General features: G+C 69.2%; 16 protein-coding genes. 7 read left to right on the top strand and 9 right to left on the bottom strand.

Features of this window, described 5'->3' with window-relative positions:
• Nucleotides 1–21: 21 nt before the first annotated feature.
• Nucleotides 22–939 carry an SDR family NAD(P)-dependent oxidoreductase gene (locus tag LTV02_RS03215; RefSeq protein WP_233038144.1) on the bottom strand — a complete coding sequence of 306 codons (918 nt, stop codon included), beginning with the start codon at nt 937–939 and terminating at the stop codon, nt 22–24.
• A gap of 104 nt (nt 940–1,043) precedes the next feature.
• On the opposite strand from LTV02_RS03215, the gene LTV02_RS03210 reads away from it, so the two are divergent.
• Together LTV02_RS03210 and LTV02_RS39175 are read left to right on the top strand one after the other, a co-directional pair.
• The gene (locus LTV02_RS03210) at nt 1,044–2,024 is read left to right on the top strand and encodes an SDR family NAD(P)-dependent oxidoreductase (RefSeq protein WP_233038136.1); all 981 of its coding nucleotides are present in this window, start codon (nt 1,044–1,046) and stop codon (nt 2,022–2,024) included.
• Between the two features lie 6 nt (nt 2,025–2,030).
• Entirely contained in the window at nt 2,031–2,153 is a 123-nt protein-coding gene (locus LTV02_RS39175; RefSeq protein ID WP_267888388.1) for a hypothetical protein, read from the top strand.
• A 1-nt stretch (nt 2,154) separates the two neighbouring features.
• Here the strand turns inward: LTV02_RS39175 and LTV02_RS03205 are convergent, their stop codons facing one another.
• Nucleotides 2,155–3,492 carry an ABC1 kinase family protein gene (locus tag LTV02_RS03205; RefSeq protein WP_233038134.1) on the bottom strand — a complete coding sequence of 446 codons (1,338 nt, stop codon included), beginning with the start codon at nt 3,490–3,492 and terminating at the stop codon, nt 2,155–2,157.
• A gap of 93 nt (nt 3,493–3,585) precedes the next feature.
• A complete protein-coding gene (locus LTV02_RS03200) occupies nt 3,586–4,353 on the bottom strand; it encodes a GntR family transcriptional regulator (RefSeq protein WP_233038132.1) in 768 nt (255 codons plus the stop codon).
• Nucleotides 4,354–4,501: 148 nt separating this feature from the next.
• Between LTV02_RS03200 and LTV02_RS03195 the strand changes: the two genes are divergently transcribed.
• The 3 genes from LTV02_RS03195 to LTV02_RS03185 all read left to right on the top strand — a co-directional run bounded on the left by LTV02_RS03195 (nt 4,502) and on the right by LTV02_RS03185 (nt 8,650).
• Nucleotides 4,502–5,899, top strand: coding sequence for an ABC1 kinase family protein (locus LTV02_RS03195; RefSeq protein ID WP_233038122.1), 1,398 nt, complete (start codon nt 4,502–4,504; stop codon nt 5,897–5,899).
• A 97-nt stretch (nt 5,900–5,996) separates the two neighbouring features.
• A complete protein-coding gene (locus LTV02_RS03190; protein ID WP_233038120.1) occupies nt 5,997–7,154 on the top strand; it encodes a TDT family transporter in 1,158 nt (385 codons plus the stop codon).
• A 272-nt stretch (nt 7,155–7,426) separates the two neighbouring features.
• Nucleotides 7,427–8,650 (top strand): L,D-transpeptidase, encoded by a 1,224-nt coding sequence (locus LTV02_RS03185; protein ID WP_233038118.1) that lies wholly within the window; start codon nt 7,427–7,429, stop codon nt 8,648–8,650.
• Nucleotide 8,651: 1 nt separating this feature from the next.
• Here the strand turns inward: LTV02_RS03185 and LTV02_RS03180 are convergent, their stop codons facing one another.
• Nucleotides 8,652–9,917 (bottom strand): lipopolysaccharide biosynthesis protein, encoded by a 1,266-nt coding sequence (locus tag LTV02_RS03180; RefSeq protein ID WP_233041457.1) that lies wholly within the window; start codon nt 9,915–9,917, stop codon nt 8,652–8,654.
• A gap of 221 nt (nt 9,918–10,138) precedes the next feature.
• Between LTV02_RS03180 and LTV02_RS03175 the strand changes: the two genes are divergently transcribed.
• Nucleotides 10,139–11,152 carry an NADP-dependent oxidoreductase gene (locus LTV02_RS03175; protein WP_233038116.1) on the top strand — a complete coding sequence of 338 codons (1,014 nt, stop codon included), beginning with the start codon at nt 10,139–10,141 and terminating at the stop codon, nt 11,150–11,152.
• A 13-nt stretch (nt 11,153–11,165) separates the two neighbouring features.
• Here LTV02_RS03175 and LTV02_RS03170 read toward each other — a convergent pair whose 3' ends face one another.
• A complete protein-coding gene (locus LTV02_RS03170; RefSeq protein ID WP_233038114.1) occupies nt 11,166–12,023 on the bottom strand; it encodes a helix-turn-helix transcriptional regulator in 858 nt (285 codons plus the stop codon).
• A gap of 73 nt (nt 12,024–12,096) precedes the next feature.
• Between LTV02_RS03170 and LTV02_RS03165 the strand changes: the two genes are divergently transcribed.
• Nucleotides 12,097–12,702 carry a class I SAM-dependent methyltransferase gene (locus LTV02_RS03165; protein WP_233038112.1) on the top strand — a complete coding sequence of 202 codons (606 nt, stop codon included), beginning with the start codon at nt 12,097–12,099 and terminating at the stop codon, nt 12,700–12,702.
• A 10-nt stretch (nt 12,703–12,712) separates the two neighbouring features.
• Here the strand turns inward: LTV02_RS03165 and LTV02_RS03160 are convergent, their stop codons facing one another.
• Genes LTV02_RS03160 through LTV02_RS03145 form a run of 4 tightly spaced genes read right to left on the bottom strand, consistent with a single transcriptional unit; the run spans nt 12,713 to nt 15,766 of the window.
• Nucleotides 12,713–13,372, bottom strand: coding sequence for a hypothetical protein (locus LTV02_RS03160; RefSeq protein WP_233038110.1), 660 nt, complete (start codon nt 13,370–13,372; stop codon nt 12,713–12,715).
• Between the two features lie 50 nt (nt 13,373–13,422).
• Entirely contained in the window at nt 13,423–14,265 is an 843-nt protein-coding gene (locus tag LTV02_RS03155) for a hypothetical protein (RefSeq protein ID WP_233038108.1), read from the bottom strand.
• Complete coding sequence (locus LTV02_RS03150; protein WP_233038106.1) at nt 14,259–14,981, bottom strand: HAD family hydrolase; 723 nt, start codon at nt 14,979–14,981, stop codon at nt 14,259–14,261. Before LTV02_RS03150 ends, LTV02_RS03155 begins: the two co-directional genes overlap by 7 nt.
• Nucleotides 14,978–15,766 carry an AfsA-related hotdog domain-containing protein gene (locus LTV02_RS03145; protein ID WP_233038104.1) on the bottom strand — a complete coding sequence of 263 codons (789 nt, stop codon included), beginning with the start codon at nt 15,764–15,766 and terminating at the stop codon, nt 14,978–14,980. Before LTV02_RS03145 ends, LTV02_RS03150 begins: the two co-directional genes overlap by 4 nt.
• Nucleotides 15,767–15,770: the final 4 nt, after the last annotated feature.

Below are 15,770 nucleotides of genomic sequence, written 5' to 3'. Positions count from 1 at the left end.
CCCCCGCCGCCACGGAACATCTCACCTGCCTTCGAGCCGCTCCAGCTTGCGGGCCAGATAGTCGTCGATACGGGTGAGCACGGCCTGCCGCGTCACCTTCTCCCGGAATCCGGTCAGCCGGTGCGGTTTCAGCACCCGCGCCGCCAGCCGCGTCCCGCCGGGCGAAACCCGCGAGGCCAGATACCAGGCCCGCGCCTCGATCGGCGTGGGCACCACCGCGGGATTGCGCGCCGCCACCCGGACGATGGTGCGCGCGATGCTGTCCGGATTGTGCGCCACGAACCGCTCGGCCAGCGCGGCCACGCTCAGCGTGCGCGCGGCCGCCGCGGCCTCCTCCGCATCCACGTCGCCGTCGTCGTAGATGCCGGTGGACACCAGCGACGGGCACACCGCCGTCACGCCCACCCCGGTGCCCGCGAACTCCAATCGCAGTCCCTCCGTGAGCATCTGGGCCGCGGCCTTGGTGGTGCAGTAGGGCGTGCTGAGCGGAATCGGGGTGAACGCGGCCACCGAGGTGACATTGATGATCCGCCCGCCGCGCCCCGAATCCACCATCTGCCGCCCGAAATACGTGGAGCCGTGCACCAGCCCCCACACGTTCACCCCCAGCAACCGCTCCCAGTCCTCGGTGGTGTGCTCGAGAAACGGCCCGGCCGTGGTGTATCCGGCATTGTTGACCAGTACCCGCGGCGTGCCGAATTCGGCGTGCACGTCCTCGGCGAAGCTCTCCATCGCCACCGAGTCGGCCACATCCACCGCGAAAGGCGTTGCGTCCCCGCCGAACTCCTCGATGCTCTCGACGGTCTGCTGCGCCCGCCGCTTGTCGATATCGGCCGCGACGACGATCGCCCGTTTGCGCGCGAACCGTTGCGCCACCGCCCTGCCGATCCCGCCGCCCGCTCCGGTGATGACGACGACCTCGTTCTCGAAGCCTGCCATGAGGTCTCCCTGAATCCGCGGCTGCGACGCGGTAGTCTGTAATTGGTGTTTACTGTCCCAGACAGTGTACACTCTGACTCTCCAGAGGGAGGAGCGGACGAGGGATGAAACCCTTCCATCCGGAGCTCGCCGTGGTCACCGGCGCGGGCAGCGGCATCGGCCGCGGACTGGCCAGGGAACTCGCCGCGCGCGGCGCCGAGGTGATCGTCGCCGACATCAATTTCGCCACCGCGCAGGACACCGTGGCGGTGATCCGCGCCGCGGGCGGCAACGCCCACCCGTACGCCCTGGACGTCGGCGATCTGCCGTCCCTGGAAGCCTTCGCGGACTATGTGCGCACCGCGCACGGCGTACCGGACATCGTGGTCAACAATGCCGGAATCGTGGTCGGCGGACCGCTGTTCGATATTCGCGCCGGCGATCTGCGCCGCATCGTGGACGTGAACCTGATGGCGGTGGTGCACGGCTGCCGTCTGTTCGGCGCGCAGATGGTCGAACGCGGGCGCGGCGGGCAACTGGTCAATGTCTCCTCCATCGCGGCCTTCTCGCCCGTCCGGCTCGGCGTCCCCTACAGCTTCACCTCCGCCGGGGTGAAGCATTTCAGCGAAACCCTGCGCGCCGAAATGGCTTCCGAGGGCATCGGCGTCACCGTGATCTGCCCGGGGCTGATCGCCACCAATCTGGCCGCCACCGCCACCCTGGCCTCGCTCAGCGCCGAACAGGTGGCCATCACCCGCAAGATCGTGGTCAAGGCCATGACCCTGTTCGGCATGCACCCGGACAAGGCGGCGCGCCGGATCCTCGACGCGGTGGCGCGCAATCGGGCTTTGCTGGCCTTGCGATTCGAATCGTGGCTGGTCCACCGCCTGACACGGGCCTTCCCGCGCACCAGCCGCACATTCATGCGGTTGACCACCGGGCCGGAAGTCGAGAAAGTAGTGCGGTTCGTGATCGACCACCCGGCCGTCATCGGCGTCGCGCGGGAGGCGGCCGAACGCATGCCGCAACGACCGGGTCTGCAAACCTATTGGGAACCACCGGAATACGACGACCCGCCGCCACCACCGATACCGCTGAGGAGATGACGCCAGATGGCCGATCGCCCACCCGCCCCCGCCGAACCGCCCACCGGCAAGAACCTGTTGATCCTGGCCATGATGGCGCTGGCCATCATCGGCGCGCTGGTCGCGGCGAGCATGATGGTGGGCGGTTGACTCAGGCCGCTTCCCCTTCCTCGAGGTAGCCCGGCAGCCAGCAGCGCGCCAGGCCCAGAATCTCGATCTCGGCGTCCAATTGCGCCGCCACCCCGACGATCCCACCCAGCACCCGGCCCAGCATCACCAGATCGGGCAGTTCGGGCGGGACCCGGACGGCGAAAGTGTTGTTGACGGACATGTTCCGCACGTCCATGGCGCGAGCCATATTGTCCTGCAACAGCCTTCGGCTCAGGTGCAGGCGATCGCCGTCGAACTCCGCGATCACCGGGGCGACCAGGTTCACGATCGGATCCAGGTCCAGTTCGTGGCCGGGGCGCACGAAACCGTTGGCGCGCAGGCATCCCAGCAGCGCGTCGTAGTCCTCCTCGACCGCGTAGCGGGCCAGTTCGCCGACCACCGGCGGCAGGCCGTCGGGCAGTGCGATGCACGCCCCGAAGTCGATGACGCCGAGCCGGCCGTCCGCGAGCAGCTGGAAGTTGCCGGGATGCGGATCGCAGTGCATGAGCCCCGCCAGTCGCGGTGAGCTGAGCGCGAATTCGGCCAGCAGCGCACCGGCGCGGTTCCGCTGGGCGGCCGTGCCCTCGGCGATGACACGCGCCAGCGGGGTGGCGTCCATCCATTCGGTGACCATCACCTTGGGCGCGCTGGCGACGACCTTCGGCACGAAGAAGCGCGGATCATCGGCGAAGGCGGCGGCGAAGCGGCGTTGATGCCCGGCCTCGATGCGGTAGTCGAGTTCATCGGCGGTGCGCTCGACGAACTCCTCGATCAGCGCCTTCACGTTCACCCCGGGCAGGAAGACGCCGAAGGTGCTCGACAGCATCTGCAGCAGTTTGAGATCCGACATGAGCGCCGCGTCCGCGCCCGGGTACTGGATCTTCACCGCGACCACCCGGCCGTCCTTCCAGACCGCCCGGTGCACCTGGCCGATGCTGGCGGCGGCGACCGGCCGGTCCTCGAAACTCTCGAACCGGTCCCGCCAGCGGGTGCCGAGCTGCTCGTCGAGGACCCGGTGGGCCTGGTGGGTGGGCATGGGCGGGGCCTGATTCTGCAGGCGGGCCAGGGCGTCCCGGTAGCGGTCGGCGAACCGGGGCGGCACGGCGGCCTCGGCGACGCTGAGCGCCTGGCCGAGTTTCATGGCGCCGCCCTTGAGTTCGCCCAGCACCCGGAAGACTTCCTCGGCGGCCTTGTCGATCAGCGCCTCGTCGACCGCGCCCCGCTCGGCGCCGGTGAGAATGGCCTTGCCGGTGGCGGTCACGCGCCGGGCCATGATGCCCATCGGCAACGCGGCCAGTTTCGCCGATCGCGCCAGACCCGTACGCCTCTTCCCCGCCATGGTGTGCCTCGCTTCGTTCCGGGTGCCCGAGCGGGCACACCCTGAACCTAGATTGTCCCAGACAGTTGGTCAATCCGGTTGTGAGGCAATCGATCAGGCGGTCGCCGCCCGGCGGCCGGACGCGCCCCGCCCGAGGCCGGCCAATTCGCCGAACCGCGCCACCACCTTCTCGTGGTAGAGCCCGAACAGGTCCTCGAACAGCGACAACTGCGCTTGGGAGGGTCCGGCCTCCGATTCCCACACCGCCAGCAGCGCCTGCCAGACCAGCACGTGCAGATCCGGCGAGGCCGCGAAATACGCCTCCACCGCCGCCGGCACCTCGAACAGCATGTCCCCCACCGAGTTCAGCACCGCCCGCTGCATGGTGTGCCCGAGCGCGCCCAGCAGCGTGCGCACCAGCTCCAGCTCGACTGCCAGCAGCCGCGCGTACTCGGGGGCATCCGCGCGCGCCAGGTTTTCCAGTTCGCCGATGGCGGCCCGCACCGCGTCCAGCTCGGCGGCCGGACCGGCATCGGTGTAGTCGAGCAGCGCCTCGAGCACGATGGCCCGTTCCGCCGCAACGATATTGCCGAACATCTCCGCGGCCGCCTCCGGCCCGGCGAGCCGGAACAGGCGGCGATACACGTCCACGCCCCCGGCATGGTGCACATCGCGCACGGTGAATCCGCGGCCGCGGTGCGCGTCCACGAAGCCGTAGGACTCCAGCCGCCCCAGCACCAATTGGGCGGTGGCCCGGTTCATGTCGAATTCCTCGGCCACCTGCCGGACGGAGGGCATCAGGTCACCCGGCGCGTACTCTCCGGTCACGACGCGGCGAGCGAGCTCGTCCGCCACATCGGCGACGACCGTCTGGGCACCCATCCCGTCACCTTTCGACAACTATCGGATACGTCCCAGACAGTTTAAGCTCTGGTATGCCAAACTGCACGTGGCGCACTCGACGATGAGGTGAACAATGTCGAAGCGGTGGACCGGCGTTCGCACCGGGGGAACCGGGGGTGCACCACCCGTGGGCCGGGTCGCCCGCAATGCCAAACTGGCCGGACTGCCCATCGCCTATGCCGGGCGGCAGGCCGCGGGCGTCGGCAAACGCGCACTCGGGCGCTCCCCCGCCGAGATCGACCTCGAGATCCAGATGCGCACGGCCCAGCATATTTTCGAGGTGCTCGGCGAACTCAAGGGCTGCGCCACCAAGCTCGGGCAGATCCTCTCGCTCTACGAACTCGCGCTGCCCGGCGATCTCGCGCAGCCGTACCGGACCGCCCTGACCCAGTTGCAGGATTCCGCGCCGATCATGCTGCCCGCCGCGGTGCACACGGCCATGGCGGCGGCGCTGGGACCGGACTGGCGGCGCTATTTCCTCGATTTCGACGACCGGCGCGCCGCGGCCGCCTCCATCGGGCAGGTGCATCGCGCCACCTGGCACGACGGCCGGTCGGTGGCGGTGAAGGTGATGTATCCCGGCGGGCGCACCGCGGTGCTCGACGATCTGCGGCAATTGCGCCGAATCTCGGTGCTGGCCAGCGTGTTCGCACCCGGCACCGATGTGCCCGCGGTCACCGAGGCGCTGTGCAAGTGCGTGGCCGGGGAGCTCGACTACGCGGCCGAGGCCCGGCATCAGCAGGTGTTCGCGGGCGCGTACGCTGGCGATCCGGACTTCGTGGTGCCCGCGGTGATCCTGCAGCGCGAGGACGTGATCGTCAGCGAATGGCTCACGGGCACACCGGTTTCCCGCATCATCGAAGCCGGCGCGCCGGCGGAGCGCAGCCGGGTCGGCATGCTGATCCTGCGGTTCATCGTGTCCACCTGGGAGCGCACCGAACTGCTCTACTGCGATCCGCATCCGGGCAATTTCCGGATCCTGCCGGACGGGCGGCTCGGCATCGTGGACTTCGGGGCGTGCGTGACCTGGCCGGAAGCCGGGTTCGAGGAGCTCATGGTCGATTTCCTGGATGCCGCGCTGAACGGCGGCATTCCGGCGCTGGACGCGGCCGTGCGCCGGCACGGGATCGTGGCGCCGGGGCGCGCCTACGATGTCGAAGCGCTGGCCGAGGGCCTGGCCATCGCGTGTGAACCGCTGGCGCAGCCGCATTTCCGGCTCACCACCGAGTGGCTGCGCGGACGGGTGCGGTACGTGCTGGAGCCGCGGCTGTCGAACGTGCACCGGCAGGTGGGATTGCCCGCCTACGTCACGCCGTTCTCGCGGGCGTTCCTCACCGGGCTGGCGGTGCTGTGCCAGCTCGAGACCGAGGGGGCGATCCGGGAGGAGGTCGCGCACTGGGCGCCGGAGCTGGCGGCGGTGTTCGAGCGCTTCGACGCCCGGCACGGGCAGCCGACCGATCTGGCCATCGCCCGGCAGGCGCGGTCGGCGGCGGTGGTGCGGCTGCCCGCGCGGCGGCTCTCCTGAGGCGTCCCGGCCCGGCGCTCCGGCCATAGAACGGCTCTATGTACCCATCGGCTCACAGTGGCTACCGGGGGCGCGGTGAGGTCGCGATGCTGAATTCATGACCACTGTGACCTTCCGCAATCACTCCGATTCCACCCGATCGGTCAGCGGGACGTCGGCGGCGCTGCACCGCGCACCCCGAGGCGCCGCCGCCGGTTCGAACAGCCTCGCCAAGCTGGCGCCGAACTGGTTCGCCGTGGTCATGGGCACCGGGATCGTGGCCAATGCGGCCGCCACCCTGCCCCTGCGATTGCCCGGCATGCGCGGGGCCGCCACCCTGGTCTGGGCGCTGGCCGCCGCATTGCTGACCGTGCTGGCCGTCGCCTGGGCGCTGCACTGGCGGCGCTATCCCGACGAGGCCCGCGCCCACGGCATGAATCCGGTCATGATGCAGTTCTACGGCGCTCCCCCGATGGCCCTGATGACCATCGGCGCGGGTGCGCTGCTGCTGGGTTCGGACGTGATCGGCATGCGGGCGGCGGTGGCCGTGGACTGGGTGCTGTGGTCCACCGGCACCGTGCTCGGCCTGCTCACCGCCGCCGCGATTCCCTACCGCATGTTCACCCGGCACAGCTTCGACCAGGACGCCGCGTTCGGCGGCTGGCTCATGCCCGTGGTGCCCCCGATGGTGTCGGCCGCCCTGGGCGCCCTGTTGATTCCCCATATCCCCGCCGGTCAGCCCCGGCTCACCATGCTGGTCGCGTGCCTGGCCATGTTCGGCCTGAGCTTGATCGCCGCCTTCGTGCTGGTCACCATCCTGTGGTCGCGGCTGCTGCACCACGATCCGCTGCCCATGGGCATGGTCGCCACCGTGTGGCTGGTGCTCGGCCCGCTCGGCCAGTCGGTGACCGCCGCCGGCGCGCTGGCCAATGTGGCCCCCGGCGCGGTGCCCGATCGCTATGCCGCCGGATTCGAGGTGTTCTCGGTGCTGTTCGGCATTCCCACCTGGGGTTTCGCCATGCTGTGGCTGGCCCTGGCGATCGCGGTGACCTGGCACTTCCGGCGCGGGATGCCCTTCAATATGACCTGGTGGGGCTTCACCTTCCCGCTCGGCACCTGCGTCACCGGCAGCAGCGCGCTCTACCTGCACACCGGGGCCGATCTGTTCGCCGTGATCGCGGTGGCGCTGTACGCCCTGCTGCTCGCCGCGTTCACCGTGGTGGCCGCCAAGACCGTGCGCGGCGTGCTGTACGGAGACCTGCTGCGCGTGCGCTGATCGACTCCGAAGGAACCCACACTGGGGCGTGCCGATGAGGGGGAGGCACGCCCCAGTTTCCCTGAGCTCGTCATCCGATGAGGTGGATGACGCCCGCGCCGGGGTGGTCGACCGGCGCAAGTATCAATCTACTATCTACGTTCGTAGATAGTAGATAGCAAAGCGAAACGGCGCAACCACGTTTCGAACGAAAATGGCGGTAACCTACTAACCTGGGCAGTAACACGATGGTGTGCAGCAGCGCGGCGCACGGTGAACAGGAGGGAAAGCCTATGCCACCCCGCCGTTTTCGATCAGCCGCCGCGACGAGTCTGCTCGCGGTGCTCATCGTCGTCCTGGCCGCCTGCTCCTCCTCCCCCACCACCGGCGGCGAGCCCGGCAAGTCCACGCCCGCCGCGCCCGTCATCACCGTGAGCCCGGCCCAGGGCGCCGCGGACGTCGATCCGGCCGCACCCGTCACGGTGAAGACCAGCAGCGGCATCCTCAGCGCCGTCACCATGACCAATGAAGACGGCCGGGTCATCGACGGCAGCCTCACCCCGGACAAGACCGGATGGCAGCCGAATATCCCGCTCGGCTACGGCCACACCTATACCGTCACCGCCGAAGGCCTCGGCATGACCGGCGCCACCGGGCCGGTGACCAGCAGTTTCAGCACGCTCACGCCGTTCAATCAGACCAAGGTGTACCTGAACACCACCGGCGGCGCGGCACTCGCGGACGGCGGGACCTACGGGGTCGGTACGGTCGTCGCGGCGCATTTCGACGAGGACATCCCGGACCGGGCCGCGGCCGAGAAACGCCTGGTGGTCACCACCGAACCGAAGGTGGAGGGCGCGTGGTACTGGATGGACAATCGCAACGCGCACTGGCGGCCACGCGAGTACTACAAGCCCGGGACGCGAGTCACGGTGGCGGCCAATATATTCGGCGCGGCCGTCGGGCCGGGGTTGTACGGGCAGGAGGACTCCCGGACCTCGTTCGTCATCGGCGACTCGCACGTGGCCATCGCCGATGACAACACCCATCAGATCGAGGTGTTCGAGAACGGGAATCTGGTGCGCACCATGCCCACGTCGATGGGGATGGGCGGCAGCACCACCGTCGCCGGGAAGACCATCACCTTCTGGACCCAGCCCGGGGTGTACACGGTGATGGACAAGGCCAATCCGGTGATCATGGACTCCTCCACCTACGGGCTGCCGGTCAATTCGCGGCTGGGGTACAAGGAGGCCATCGGCTGGGCCACCCGGATCAGCACCGACGGAATCTATTTGCACGCACTGGATTCCACCATCTGGGCGCAGGGCAGCACCGACGTGTCGCACGGGTGCCTGAACCTGAGCACCGAGAACGCCAGCTGGTTCTTCGATTTCGCGGTGCCGGGGGACGTGGTGGAGATCCGCAATACCGGCGGTGCGCCCCTCGAGGTGTGGCAGAACGGCGACTGGAGCGTGCCGTGGGAGCAGTGGATCGCCGGTAGCGCGCTGCGGTAGTTCAGCCGACCGGTACCGCCTGGCGGTGCGCGCGTTCGCGGGCCGCCAAATGCGCGGTGCGGGCGAGATACCAGGCGGCGACGGTGAATTCGGCCGCCACCGCGCCCCAGACCAGGGTCCACACCGAATGGGTGCGCAGGGTCAGCCCGAGCGCGCCGGCCGCCACCGCGGTGCCGATGATCCCGCCGATCATGATGCCGACCGTGTCCTGGCGTACCGGGAGGATCGCGGTGGTGACGAAAGACGTGGTGGCGGTGGCGAACAGGATGAACACCTCCACCCGCAGCAACGGGACCACGCCGCGGAAATCGTCGTCGTAGATGAGCTGCACCGCGAACGGGGCGGCCACCCAGATGCCGGCCACCGCGATACCGGCGACCGTGACGCAGGCGGCCAGCGCGATGATCTCGTGCCGCCAGAACCGGGCGTTGGCGCGTTCGTGGGCCATGCGCGGCAGCAGCGCCAGGCCGATCGGGTCCAGGAGCGATTGCACGGCACGAACCAATTTGTCTCCCGCCGAATACAATCCGAGCGAGGCCGCGTTCAGGACCGAGGAGTAGACGGTGGCGGTGCCCTGGCCGTAGCTGGTGACCAGCAGGCGGGAGGCCAGCACCGGGGCGCCCTTGCGCAGGACGAGCCGGACCCGGGCCGGGCGGCCGGGATTGCCGAAGTGGCGCAGCGCATCCCACCAGGTCAGGCCGACCGTCAGCGCCGAGGACAGCAACAGGCACAGCAGTACGGTGCTCGCGCTCGGGAAATGGGCGAGCAGACCGACCAGCAGGCCGAGATAGGCCACCCGGCCGGCGATCTGATACGACATGGAGGCGGCGAAACGGCCCTGGCCGATCAGCAGCCAGTCCTCCGACATGGACAGGAAGCCGCCGACGAACATGCCGAGCAGGATCATCCACACGTGTTCGCCCGCTTGGAAAGACCACCCAGCGCCGAGCGCAACCGCGAGCGCGCCGAGGATGACGGCGCGCACCACCAGATAGCTGCCGCGCAGTTCGTCCAGGCCCTCTTCCTCGAGCAGGGCGGCCAGGAAGGCATTGATGCCCAGATCGACCAGCAGCGATCCGATGAAATACGCCGACATCCCGATGGCCAGCAACCCGACCCCGCCGACCCCGAGCACCCGCGCCGTCAACGGCACCGTCACCGCGGTCACCAGATACTGCCCGTACTTGCCCAGGCTCACGTACCCGATATCCCGCAGCACCCCGGCGACCCCGCCCGCGCCGCGCCGCGCCCGCACCCGTTCCAGCATCGCACCCCACGACCCGTCGTCGATCCGGCATGACAACCCGCGCCGGTTCCCGCTGCCGACGCCGAAATTGTCGCCCTGCCACCGCTTTCCCGCCACCCGAACGCCCGCCTTGGCCGGAAGTCACCGGTTGCCGCTGAGTGGGACACGCGCGCGGTTCCGCCCGGCCGGCGCCGATGGCGGTCCACAATGTCCTCGTCGCCCACCGAAAGGTTTCATCACCGATGAAGAGCACCCGCATCGTGCTGGCCTCCCGGCCGACCGGTATGCCCGAGCCGGAGAACTTCCGTACCGAGACGGTGGAACTGCCGCCGCCGAATCCCGGTGAGGCCCTGCTCCAGACGGTCTATCTGTCCCTCGATCCGTATATGCGCGGGCGCATGAGCGATGCGCCGTCCTACGCCCCGCCCGTGGAGGTGGACGACACCATGTGCGGCGCGACGGTGTCGCGGGTCCTCGAATCCACCGATCCGGCGCTGGAACCCGGTGACTTCGTGCTCGGTTACGGAGGCTGGCAGACGCATTCGGTGGAGCACACCGGCTATCTGCGCAAGCTGGATCCCGCGGTCGCGCCGCTCACCACGGCCCTCGGCGTGCTCGGCATGCCCGGGTTCACCGCGTATTCCGGGCTGCTCACCATCGGCCGCCCGCAACCGGGTGAGACGGTGGTGGTCGCGGCGGCGACCGGTCCGGTCGGCGCCACCGTGGGCCAGATCGCCAAGATCAAGGGCGCGCGGGCGGTGGGCATCGCGGGCGGGCCGGAGAAGGTGGCGCTGCTGCGCGATCGGTTCGGCTTCGACGCCGCCCTCGATCACCGGGCGCCGGATTTCGCCGAACAGCTGGCCGCCGCCACCCCCGACGGTATCGACGTCTATTTCGAGAACGTGGGCGGCGCGGTCCTCGACGCCGTACTCCCCCGGCTCAACAAGTTCGCCCGAATCCCGGTGTGCGGCTTGGTCGCCCAGTACAACGACACCGAACTCCCGCCCGGCCCCGACCGGATGCCGCTGCTCATGTCGCTGATCCTGCGCAAGAGCCTGCAGCTGCGCGGTTTCATCCAGACCGAGTTCCTGGACCAGTTCGGCGAGTTCTATCCGGATGTCAGCGGCTGGATGGCCGAGGGGCGCATCGCGTATCTCGAGGATGTCGTCGACGGTCTCGACAATGCCCCCGAAGCGTTCCGCGGTCTGCTGACCGGCAAGAATCTGGGCAAGCTGGTGATCAAGGTCGCCGACTGACCGCCGGGGCGTCTCAGGCGTCGCCGGTGCGCCACCGGCGGGGCGGAATACCGTTGTGGCGGCGGAACATTCGGGTGAAGTAGCCGGCGTCGGGGAAGCCAGTGCGATGGGCGACCTCGGCGATCGGCAGGTCGGTGTCGGCGAGCAGGCGGCGGGCTTCGGCCATCCGGCGTTCGGTGATCCAGTCCTGCACGGTGCGGCCGGTGCGGCGGCGGACGACCGTGGTGAGATGGCCCGGGGTGAGGCCGACCGCCGCCGCTACGTCGCGCAGCGAGAGCGGGGTGGCGTATTTCTCGTCGATCACCTCGAAGACCTTGGCCAGCAAGGGTTCTCCGCTGCGGCGCAGGTCGCCGACCACGTCGGCGGCCAGCCGGGCCACCTCGATGAGCAGCAGGGTCAGGTGGGCGAGGGCGGCCTGCTGGTAGCCGTCGGCACGGTGGGCGAGCTCGGATTCGATGGATTCGACGGTGGCGGACCAGAACCGGCGGCGGGAGCCGGGCACTTCCAGGCGCAGCAGACCGTCGGCGCTGCCGTGCACGAAGGGGAACAGCAACGGGTGGCTGCGCCAGGCGGGCCACGGGGATCGGGTGTCGGAACCGAGCGCGGCGGGATCGAAGTACACGCCGAGCCCGTGCCGAATCCCGTGCAGGGCAGGCGATTCGACGGACTGTCCCGGTGCGACCAGGTAGACGGCACCTGGGTCGGGGACATACATCAGCACCGGGAACGCATGAATGTGCGGCCGGTCGCCACCTTCCCGCTCGTGCCCGGCGATATGCAGCACGGACACCGGCGGCGTCCCGAACGCGGTCCGATACTCGTACACCGGCACCCCGCGCTCGTGCCGCACCAATCGCGCCGCGTGCTCCATCCGACCAAAGATAGTCCAAGAACCGCGAACGATCCCCCAACTACGCAGGCACCGGCCCGATCACCATGAATACATGCCCAAACTTGATCCTCAAACGCTGAGCCGCCGCCTAGGCAACCGCCACGACTACATCCCCGCCGCCGGCTTCGACTTCCTCCTCCCCACCTACGACCTGCTCACCCGCATCTTGGGCGCACCCGCCGTCCACGCCGAAGTGATCGCCGGCGCCGCCATCTCTCCCGGCCAGCGGATTCTCGATATCGGCTGCGGCACCGGCAATCTCACCCTCCTGGCCAAGAACGCCCACCCCGACGCCGACCTGACCGGCTGCGATCCCGACGCGCTGGCCCTGGCCCGTGCCCACCGGAAAGCCCACCCCGCCAACGGCATTCGCTTCGACCGCGCCTACGCCCAGGACCTCCCCTACCCCGACGCCGCTTTCGATCAGGTGCTGACCGCCCTGATGCTCCACCACCTGGACCTCGAAACCCAAGCCGCCGCAGCCTATGAGATGCGCCGCATCCTCCGCCCCGGCGGCGGCCTCCACATCGCCGACGTGCACGCCGACCGGCTCCCCCGCCTGCTCGAGGACGCCGGCCTGATCTGTGACGAGATCACCCACGTCCGCCAGGGCCACCTCGGCACGGTCACCTACATTCGCGCCCGATCGCCGCGATAACGCAAGCGGGTCAGTGCTTCATGGTGGCGATGTAGGGGCGCAGGCCGAGAGCGATATCCGCGCAGACGCCCAGCAAGATGTCGCGTTCATCGGGATCGAGGGGACGGCGGGTGACCAGGCGGGTGCCGAGAATGGGGGTGGGGAGGGGCTGGCCGGCGCGGTCCCACCAGATATAGGTGTCCGCCAGGTCGTTCGCCAGGTGGCCCGGGGTCCAGCCGTCGGGGGTGCGGATCACGTCGAGGCGGCCCGCTTCCTCGCCCATGCGGTCGAGGATGCGCAGGCGGTAGCGGTCGGGGGCGGGGGCGGTATCGGGGAGGGGGACGAAATGGAAGAGGGTCCCCGCGGTGGAGGCGACCGCGGTGGAGGTGTCGGCGCGCTGGATGGTGCCGATGGCGGTGCCGTCGGCGCGGGTGAGGACGGTGGGGGCGCCGTCCTTGGAGTGGACCCAGATGCTGGAGCCGTCGGCGTAGGTGATGCGGTGACGGCCGGTGCCGCCGTTCTTGAAGCCGAACAGGATGCCGAGTTTGGCGGTGAAACCGTCGCCCGCGCCCTGGACGCCGACGGCGAGGGGGTCGCCGGGGCCGCTGCGGAAGGTGATGCGCAGGGCGTTCGAGACAGAGTGCACGACTCGGCCTTCGATCATGGTGGAGCCGTCCCGTGGGTCCGACATGCGGTAGATGGTAGGCCCGACGGGACGGCCACAGCGGTGCTTTCCGGTGGTCAGTCGTGGGTGGTGAATTCCGCGAAGGCCGGGGTCGGGATCTTCAGCTGGGCGTGGATGTCGCCGCCGAGGCCGTGATGGCCGATGGCGCCGCCGTAGTTCTGCTGGTAGCTCTGCCAGAGCACGACCACGCTGATGATCCGATTCGCGCCCGGCAGAGCGGGATCCGGGAACGGGTTGGGCAGCACGGCGCGGTAGGCGGCGCGACCGGATTCGTCGGTGACGAACACGTTCGGGACGCCGAGCGGGCCGGGCCGGGTGGGGGCATCGGGGTCGAGATCCTTGGCGCGCAGGGACATGACCGTGTACAGGGAATCGGGGATGAGATCGGTGAATTCGAAACGGAATTCGGCGGTGCGGGCATCGTCGGCGACGCTCACCTCGAGGGTGCCGCGGGCCTTCAGCCAGTCGCCGAGAGTGACCGGGGTGGTGAGTTTGCGCCCGTCCTCGGGACGCAGATCGGGGATCGGGGTGGCGTGGAACGGGTAGCTGGGCCGCTCCACCGAATGCGCGTCCGGCGCCTGATCGGGGGCGAACACGATCGGATAGTTGTTGGCGGGCAACGGCAATGGGAGCGTGTACAGCTCGATGGCCGCATCCGCCTCCGACAATTCCGCGCCCAGCTCACGCACCACCGTGTACGGCAGGTTCTCCCCGAACTTGGGCAGCGGGGTGTCCGCGGCGACGAGGGCATTGCCCCAGCGCCGCGTCACCGTCCCGTCCGGCCCGGCCTCGTTGAGGAAGCCGGCGACGATGAAATTCCCCTCCGCGTCGACGGCTTCGCTCGGCGGATAGAGCGGCCCCTGGGTGGTCGGGGTCAGGTCATAGCGCTGGTTCACCATACGGAGACAGCCTCTTTCTCGGTCAGGATGCGGCCGGGTGCGCCGGGTGTGGCGGCGACCCGATCGCTCAAATGGGTCCAGCCCTCGGCGGCCGCGCGCGCCAGCAGCACCGGGTCGTCGCCCCGGAAGGCCCGCTGCGCGACGACCTCCAGGAACGGCAGGTCGCTGGCGTGATCGCCGTAGCCGTAGGTGTTCTCGAACGCGATATCGTGCTCGCGCAGGAACTCGGTGACGGCGCTCGCCTTGGCGGCCCCGATCATGGGCCGCCACACCTCACCGGTCAGCACGCCGTTCTCATCGGTCACCGGGGTGGTGGCGATGACCTGGTCGGCCCCCAGCACCGCCGCGACGGGCGCGATCGCGGCGGCGAACGAACCGGACAGGAACACCACCCGGTCGCCCGAATCACGGTGCGCTTCGAGCGCTTCCACGGCATCGGAATAGTAGGCGGCGCCACCGGCCACGAACTGCTCGAACCAGCGCTGCCCGGAAGCGGTCAGGTCCTCGGCCCGCACCCCGCGGAAATTCCGGTAGTACAGCCGGTTGACCTCCTCGCGCGCCAGCCCGCCGGCCGCCCGCTCCTTGATCTCCCCGGTCGCCCGCGCGTATTCCGTTCCGTCGTCGCCGTTTTCGGCCAGCCAGAACCGCAGGAACGCGAACATGCTCTTGACCGTGATCAACGTCTCGTCGACGTCGAAGAACGCGGCCCCGCTCATGCCGCGACGCCCAGGTACGCCGCGATCGCCTTGGCGGCCTTGTGCCGTTCGATCTGCGAGATGCGCTCGTTCGGCAAGGCGGCGTAGGAGATTCGCGTGGTCGCCACCACCTGCCCGGCCTGCCGCACCTCCACCTCGATGGCGAATTCCAGCTTGGCCGGATCCTCGATGGACACCGGGGTGAGCACCGCGTGCACGCTGGCGGGCAGCGGGAACAGGAACGACTTGAACTCCAATTCGATGCTGTTCCAGACGATGTAGAAGTGCTGCTCCGGCCAGCGCCGCCCGTATTCCAATTCGAACGCGCCGAGGAACAGCTGCCGTACGGCTTCCACGATCACGATGCCCTGCACGTGCTCGCCGGTCTGATGATCCAGCAGCAGTTCGTTGTCCCCGTGGATCCGCAGATCCGCCGAGAACTCGGTCGCCGATTCCCGGATCAGGTTGGCCAGCAGCACATTCGAGTTCTGATACTTGTGCACCTGGTGCCGCGGCGCCGGTTCGGGCACCTCACCCAGCACCCGCAATCCCGCCGGGGCGTGAATGGCCGCCACATGCTCGACATAGTCGAGATCGTGCCGGGTCACGCCCTGCCCGAGCCGCACCGTGACCGGCTGCTCGGATTCCCGCAGCCGGCCGCCGCGCAAGGCGGCGACCAGCCCGGAGACGGTGAAGGCCCGGTCGTCTTCGGCAATGCCCCGGAATCGATCGGCGACCAGTACGAGCTCGCTGATCACCGTGGTTTCCGCCGCCGGGTACGCCGAAGAGAGTTGGGCTACAGACATTGAT

Origin of the sequence: Nocardia yamanashiensis, assembly GCF_021183565.1 — a bacterium.
Taxonomy (GTDB): domain Bacteria; phylum Actinomycetota; class Actinomycetes; order Mycobacteriales; family Mycobacteriaceae; genus Nocardia; species Nocardia yamanashiensis.
This window is presented reverse-complemented; position numbering and strand designations above follow the sequence as displayed.